Origin of the sequence: Streptomyces diastatochromogenes (assembly GCF_002242805.1) — a bacterium.
GTDB classification, from domain to species: domain Bacteria; phylum Actinomycetota; class Actinomycetes; order Streptomycetales; family Streptomycetaceae; genus Streptomyces; species Streptomyces diastatochromogenes.
In genome coordinates this window covers 1-7,701 of sequence record NZ_MCGQ01000075.1, presented here as the reverse complement: position 1 = coordinate 7,701, position 7,701 = coordinate 1, and the positions used below count along the sequence as shown (strand labels likewise).

Genomic DNA, 7,701 nt, shown 5'->3' with positions numbered 1-7,701 from the left:
GCGTGTTCAGCAGGTCCATGGCTTCTCATCCTGAGGCCGCGAGACGCTTCGCCTGATCGCCGCGCCCCGAGTTAGGGGTGTGAGCGCCATCACAAGACTCGATGTGCCGCCGGGACCAGGGCAGTTACTCCAAAGACATCTCGCGATGTTACTTCCCATTTACAAAAACCCCTATCCGAGTCGATCCCCCACCCTTATGGGGTGCCGCTTAGGGGGCGGTTAAGGGTACGGACTGCTGCGCGCTAATGCGTAACGTATCCGGCGTCGCGGGAACTCGTCACGTGCTGGGTCACACCCCGACAAGTTCGAGACAGACTCGGCGGCTTCCATCCTGGAGCAGCCGATTTTCCGACGGAAGGGGCCGGCATGGATGCGTTGACCGAAGCTCTCCTGGCAGGGGTCGACGCGGAGAAAATCGAGGAGATCAGTCTCCCCGACACCTATCTCGCCGCGCATCTACGCATCGATGACCTGACCATGTTCGACGGAATTCAGGACAGGGATGTGCGCAAGTCCCTCCACGTGGACCATGTGCCCATGCCCGTCCTCGCACCCGACGAAGTCGTGGTGGCTGTGATGGCGAGTTCGATCAACTACAACACGGTGTGGTCGGCGACCTTCCAGCCGGTTCCCACGTTCGACTTCCTGCGGAGGCTGGGCCGGGAGGGCGGACACGCGGCACGGCACGATCTGCCCCACCATGTCGTGGGCTCCGACGCCTCGGGCGTCATCGTGCGCGTGGGCGCCGGAGTGCGGAACTGGCGTCCTGGTGACCATGTCGTGGTCAGCTGTGTGCAAGTGGACGACCAGGAGCCGGCCACACACGCCGACGGGATGCTGGGGGTCGGCCAGCGCATCTGGGGATACGAGACCAACTTCGGCGGCCTGGCCCACTACACCGTCGTACGGGCGAGCCAGCTGCTCGCCAAGCCCGCCCATCTGACCTGGGAGGAATCGGCGGGCATCCTGCTCACTGCCGCCACCTCCTACCGGATGCTCGTCAGCGACAACGGGGCCCGCATCAAGCAGGGCGACATCGTTCTGATCTGGGGTGCGACCGGTGGACTCGGGGCATTCGCCGTGCAGTTGGTCAAGAATGCGGGCGGAATTCCCGTCGGGGTGGTCAGCTCGGAGGAAAAGGCCGACATTCTGCGGTCCCTCGGCTGCGATGTCGTGATCAACCGGAGCGAGATCGGCCTGGGCGGCGACGATGCCCTCACGCCGGAACGGACCATCGAAATGGGAAAGCGGCTCGGACGAGCCATCCGGGCCGCTGTGGGCGAGGATCCGCACGTGGTGTTCGACTTCATCGGGCAAGCCACGTTCGGCATTTCGGTGTTTGTTGTGCGCCGGGGCGGAACGGTCGTCACCTGCGGTTCGAGCACGGGTTATCAACACCAGTTCGACAACCGTTATCTCTGGATGAACCTCAAGCGCATCGTGGGCAGTCACGCCGCGAACCTCCAGGAGCAGTGGGAGCTCAACCGTCTGGTCCGGCTCGGCCGTCTGTCCCCCGTCCTCTCGAAGGTGTATCCGCTGGCCGAGGTTGCCGAAGCCGCCAGGCTCGTCCAGCTCAACCGGCACATCGGAAAGGTCGGCGTTCTGTGCCTGGCTCCGGAGGAGGGCCTCGGTGTCACCGACCCCGAGAAGCGTGCCGCCCTGGGGGTCGAGCGGCTCAACCCGCTGCGCGCAGCGGGTCGGAACGCGCCTTTCGAACCTGCGAAGTCCCAGGAAAGGGCTGCGTGACGTGACAGGAAAACGAATCGGGATCATAGGGACCGGCTCCTACTTACCCAAGGAAGAGGTCGGTAACGCGGAGATCGCCGCTCGCGTCGGTGTCACCGCCGACTGGATCGAACGCAAGACCCAGATCGTGTCGCGCCGCTTCGCGGGCCCGGACGAGGCCACCTCCGACCTCGCGGTCCGCGCGGCCGAGCGGGCGCTGGAGCAGGCGGGCCTCACCGCCGACCGGATCGACTACCTGATCGTGTCCACCTCGACCGGGGACTTTCCGCAGCCCCCCACGTCGTACCTGGTGCAGGACGCGCTCGGCGCCTACCGGGCGGCGTGCTTCGACGTCAACGTGGTGTGCAGCGGGTTCGTGTACGCGATGGAGGTGGCCCGCAGCCTGGCGCAGGGCCGCCCCGACTGCCATGTGCTCGTCATCGGCGCCGACCTCTACTCACGGATTCTGGACTTCGACGACCGGCGCACGGCCGTCCTCTTCGCCGACGGTGCCGGAGCCGCCGTGCTCGGACCGGTCGACGAACCGTACGGCATCCTCGGCACCGATCTCGTCAGCCGCGGCGACGCTCACGACCTGATCCGCGTGGAGGCCGGAGGCAGTCGGAACCCCACCTCCGAAACCACCCTGGCCGAAGGCGGCCACTACTTCCGGATGAACGGGCGCGGAGTACGCGACTTCGTCAGCGAGCACGTTCCGCCCGCCCTCACCGCTCTGGCCGGCCGACTCGGCATCGGCGTGGCGGAGGTGGACCACTTCGTGCCGCACCAGGCCAACGGCGTGATGCTCGGCGAGGTCGTCGAGCTCGCCGGCCTGACCCGGGCGGTTACCCACCGCACCTTGCAGAAGTACGGCAACGTCGGCAGCGCCTCCGTGCCGGTCGCGCTCGACGAGGCGAACCGCTCGGGCGCTCTCGCCACCGGCGACCTGGTGCTGCTGGCCGGGTTCGGCGGCGGAATGTCCATCGGTGTGTCACTGCTGCGCTGGGGGGCCACGGCATGAGCGTCAACGAAACCCGGGAAGGCATCGAACGGGTCGGCGTCGTCGGCAGCGGCATCATGGGCGCCGGGATCGCGGAACTGTGCGCGAAGGCCGGCTGCGACGTGCGGGTCGCGGTTTCTTCCGACAGGTCCTTGCAGACCGGTCCCACGCGAGTGGCCCGCTCACTGGACCGGGCCGTGAACAAGGGGAAGATCACCCCGGAGCGACGCGACGAGGTGCTGGGCCGGATCGCCTTCACCCGCGATCTCGGCGAGCTGAGCGACCGTCAGCTGGTGATCGAGGCGGTGAAGGAGGACGAGACGCTCAAACTCGACCTCTTCGCCTCCCTCGACAAGATCGTCCAGTCACCCGATGCGATCTTCGCGTCGAACACGTCCTCACTGTCCATCGCCCGGCTCGCCCAGGCCACTGGCCGGCCCGAGCACGTGATCGGGCTCCACTTCTTCAACCCGGCGCCCGTGCTGCCCCTCGTGGAGATCGTCGACTCGATCACGACGGACCCCCAAGTGAGCGACCGCACCGAGGAGTTCATCGTGGAACGCCTCGGCAAATCGGCCATCAAGTCACCCGACCGGGCCGGGTTCGTGGTGAACGCCCTGTTGTTCCCCTACCTGTTGTCCGCGATCCGCATGGTCGACTCCGGCCTGGCGACCGCCGACGTGGTCGACCAGGGCATGACTCTGGGCTGTTCCCATCCGCTCGGCCCCCTCCGACTCGCCGACCTGATCGGCCTGGACACCACCGTCTCGATCGCCGAGGCGATGTACGAGGAGTTCAAGGAACCCCTGTACGCGCCGCCCGGCCTGCTGCTGCGCATGGTCGAGGCCGGGCGGCTGGGCAAGAAGTCCGGCCGCGGTTTCTACACCTACGCCTAGCCCCTCGCCGCCATTCACCCACGCGGGAGCGGACCCGGCGGCCACCTGCCGCGCTGCCGGGTCACCGCCCGCGTCACGTCACGCACGTTCGCGCGCCACGGGCTCGGTCCCACGCGTGCTGTTTCACCGACAGGGAGAGCGAAGAACATGGTCATCCGTTCCGGATCCGGTCGTCGCCAGGGGTATTCGGTACTGGACGACGCGATTGCTGTGGTGGGTCTCGCCTGCCGCTTCCCCGGCGCCCAAGACCCCGATGCCTTCTGGGAACTGCTGTCCCGGGGCGAGAGCGCGGTGGGCCCGCCCCCCACGAACCGCCCCGGTCTCCCGGTCGAGGCAGCCGCCAGGCCGGCCGGGTTCCTCGACCGCGTCGACGCGTTCGAGCCGGAGTTCTTCGGCATCTCGCCACGCGAGGCGACGGCCATGGACCCGCAGCAGCGCCTGGTCCTCGAACTGGGCTGGGAGTCCCTGGAAAACGCGGGCATCGTCCCGTCCGCGCTGCGCGACACCCCCGTCGGCGTCTTCGTCGGCGCGATCTGGGACGACTACGCCAAGCTCGTCCACCAGTACGGCGCCGACGGCGTCACCCACCACACCATCACCGGCACCAGCCGCGGCATCATCGCCAACCGGCTGTCCTACGCCCTGGGGTTGCGGGGGCCCAGCCTGGTGGTGGACACCGGCCAGTCCTCGTCACTGGTGGCCGTCCAACTCGCCTGCGAGAGTCTGCGCAAGGGGGAGTCGACCGTGGCGCTGGCCGGCGGGGTCAGCCTCAACCTGACCGCGGACGGCTTCACCGTCGCCGAGCGGTTCGGGGCGCTGTCGCCCGAGGGGCGGACGTACACCTTCGACAACCGGGCCGACGGCTACGTCCGCGGTGAGGGCGGCGGGGTCGTCGTACTGAAGACGCTGCGGCAGGCGGTCGCCGACGGGGACGAGGTGTACTGCGTCATCCGCGGTGGTGCCGTCAACAACGACGGCGGGGGCGATGCGCTCACCACCCCCCGGGGTGCCGCGCAGGAGGACGTGCTGCGTCGGGCCTGTGCGGAGGCGGACGTCGAGCCGTCCGAGGTGCGTTTCGTGGAGCTGCACGGCACCGGGACCCCGGTCGGCGACCCCGTCGAGGCTGCGGCCCTCGGCGCGGTCCTGGGCGCCGGGCGGGTCGCGGACGCTCCGCTGCTCGTCGGCTCCGTGAAGACGAACATCGGGCATCTCGAAGGTGCGGCGGGTATCGCGGGGCTCATCAAAGCGGCGTTGTGCCTGCGGGCCGGCTCACTCGTACCGAGCCTGAACTTCGAACGACCCAACCCCGCGATCCCCCTCGACGACCTGCGCATCTCCGTCTGCGCCGGGACGACCGCGTTGCGCGGCGACGGCGGCGAACCCGTCCTCGCGGGAGTCAGCTCGTTCGGGATGGGCGGCACGAACTGCCATCTGGTGCTGTCCGACTGGCGGCCCGCCGACGTGGCGCGCCCGGCACCGAAGGCCGCCGGCGACGTTCCGGTTCTCGCGCCGCTGTCCGCCCGAACCGGGGCGGCGCTCGGCGCGCAGGCCGAGCGACTCGCCCGGCGTCTCACGAACCACCCGGAACTGGCCCTGCAGGACGTGGCGCACTCCCTCGCCACCACTCGTACGCATTTCAAGCACCGTGCGGTCGTTCTTGCCGAGGACAGGTCCTCCCTGGTGACGGCGCTGGGCTCCCTCGCGGCCGGGAAGCCCGGTCCCGGTCTCGTACACGCGGTGGCCGCCGACACCAGCACCGCGTTCCTGTTCACCGGCCAGGGCAGTCAGCGCGCGGGCATGGGGCACGAGCTGTACCGGGCATTCCCGGTGTTCGCCCGTGCCCTGGACAAGGTGTGTGCTCTGCTCGATGCCGAGCTCGAACGTCCGTTGCGCGAGGTGATGTTCGCCGATCCGGACTCCGCCGACGGCGCTCTGCTCCACCAGACCCGCTACACCCAGCCGGCGCTCTTCGCCTACGAGGTCGCCCTGCACCGGCTCCTGGAGCACTGGGGCCTCGCGCCCTCGGTCGTACTCGGTCACTCCGTCGGCGAGTTGGCCGCCGCCCATGTCGCGGGCGTGTTGTCGTTGCCCGACGCCGCGAAATTGGTGTCCGCGCGCGGACGGCTGATGCAGGAACTGCCCGAGGGCGGCGCCATGGTGTCCGTGCAGGCGTCCGAGCAGGAGCTGCTCGGCACCCTGGCCGGACGCGAGCACCAGGTGACGTTGGCCGCGGTCAACGGCCCGCTGTCGGCGGTGATCTCGGGCGACGAGGACGCCGTGCTCGAGGTCGCCCGCCACTGGGAGGAGCAGGGCCGGAGGACCAAGCGGCTCCGGGTCAGCCATGCCTTCCACTCGCCCCGCATGGACGCGATGCTCGACGCGTTCCGGGAGGTGGCCCAGCAGCTGAACTACCACGCGCCGCGTATCACGGTGGTGTCGAATCTGACGGGTCGCGCGGTCTCCGCCGAGGAGATCGGCACGGCCGAGTACTGGGTGCGCCACGTCCGCGAGAGCGTGCGCTTCCTCGACGGGATGCGTGCCGTCGAGGAGTCCGGTGTGCGGACCTACCTCGAGGTGGGGCCGGACGCGGTGCTCGCGGCGATGGGCCGGGACTGTCTGACCGAGGACGCGGTGTTCGTCACCGCCGCACGCCGCTCACGCGCCGACGTGCCCACGGTGCTTTCGGCACTGGGTGAACTGCATGCCCGCGGTGTACCCGTCGACTGGCGCCGGGCCGTTCCCGGCCGGCGCGTCGAGCTGCCGACGTACGCCTTCCAGCGCGCGTCGTACTGGCTCTCGGCGTCGGGTTCCGCCCCGGCCTCGGTCGTCGGGGAGGGCGAGGCCGGGTCGGGTTCCGCCCAGGCCGCGGTCGTCGGGGAGGGCGACGACGCTGCGGAACCACGGGCGGCCGAGGACTTCGCACCGCGGTCCGTCGCGGGCGGCCCGCTGGCCGAGCGCCTCGCCGGGTTGTCGCGGCCCGAGCGCGAACGTGCCGTCACGGACCTGGTCCGGCAGGAGGTGGCGGCCGTCCTGGAATACGCGTCCACCGAATCCGTCGACCTGGACCTCACGTTCCGGGAACTGGGCTTCGACTCTCTCACCGGCGTCGAGCTGCGCAACCGGCTGAGCGAGGCCTCGGGCGTACGGGTGCCCCCCACACTGATCTTCGACCACCCCACCGGTGACGCCGTCGTCCGGTACCTGTACGCGGAGTTGCTCGGCGGCCCTGCCTCGTCCGTTGCCGCGGCCACCGGCCCGGCCGTCGGTGCGGACGATCCGGTGGTCATCGTCGGCATGGCCAACCGGCTGCCCGGCGGGATCGGTTCTCCCGATGAGCTGTGGGAGCTGGTGACGTCCGGAGGCGAGGCGATCGCGGACTTCCCTGCCGACCGTGGCTGGGACCTGGAGGCGCTCTACGATCCGGACGGGCAGCGCAACGGCACGTCGTACACCCGGCGAGGCGGGTTCCTGCGCCAGGCGGCGGAGTTCGACGCGGAGTTCTTCGGGATATCTCCGCGCGAAGCGCTCGCCATGGACCCCCAGCAGCGGCTGCTGCTGGAGACTTCCTGGGAGGCCCTGGAGCGGGCCGGGATCGACCCGACGGGCCTGCGCGGCAGCGACACCGGCGTCTACGCGGGCACCTTCATGTTCCGCGACCAGGGTCCGGGCACGGGTGCCGAGGGCCAGCGCATGACAGGGTCCGCCGCGAGCGTGTTGTCGGGGCGGGTGTCGTACACGTTCGGCCTGGAAGGCCCAGCGGTCACGGTCGACACCGCCTGCTCGTCCTCACTCGTCGCTCTTCACATGGCGGCCCAGGCGCTGCGCGGCGGCGAGTGCTCCCTCGCGCTGGCCGGCGGCGTCACCGTCATGTCCACGCCCGACACATTCGTGGAGTTCAGCCGGCAGAAGGGGCTGTCCGCGGACGGTCGTTGCAAGTCCTTCGCGGCGTCGGCCGACGGCACCGGCTGGTCCGAGGGCGTCGGCGTCCTCGTACTGGAGAAGCTCTCCGACGCCCGCCGCAACGGACACACCGTCCTCGCCGTCATCCGCGGCAGCGCCGTCAACCAGGACGGCGCCAGC

General features: G+C 69.7%; 4 protein-coding genes. All 4 read left to right on the top strand.

What is annotated here, in order from left to right; genetic code table 11:
* The first annotated feature begins 366 nt into the window (after positions 1 to 366).
* Positions 367 to 1,746 (top strand): crotonyl-CoA carboxylase/reductase, encoded by a 1,380-nt coding sequence (gene ccrA / locus BEK98_RS45000; protein WP_094222629.1) that lies wholly within the window; start codon positions 367 to 369, stop codon positions 1,744 to 1,746.
* A gap of 1 nt (position 1,747) precedes the next feature.
* Positions 1,748 to 2,746, top strand: coding sequence for a 3-oxoacyl-ACP synthase III family protein (locus BEK98_RS44995; RefSeq protein WP_094222628.1), 999 nt, complete (start codon positions 1,748 to 1,750; stop codon positions 2,744 to 2,746).
* Entirely contained in the window at positions 2,743 to 3,621 is an 879-nt protein-coding gene (locus tag BEK98_RS44990; protein ID WP_094222627.1) for a 3-hydroxybutyryl-CoA dehydrogenase, read from the top strand. Before BEK98_RS44995 ends, BEK98_RS44990 begins: the two co-directional genes overlap by 4 nt.
* 147 nt (positions 3,622 to 3,768) lie before the next feature.
* Positions 3,769 to 7,701, top strand: a 3,933-nt coding sequence (locus BEK98_RS44985) for a type I polyketide synthase (protein WP_143684252.1), incomplete at its 3' end; no start/stop codon positions are given.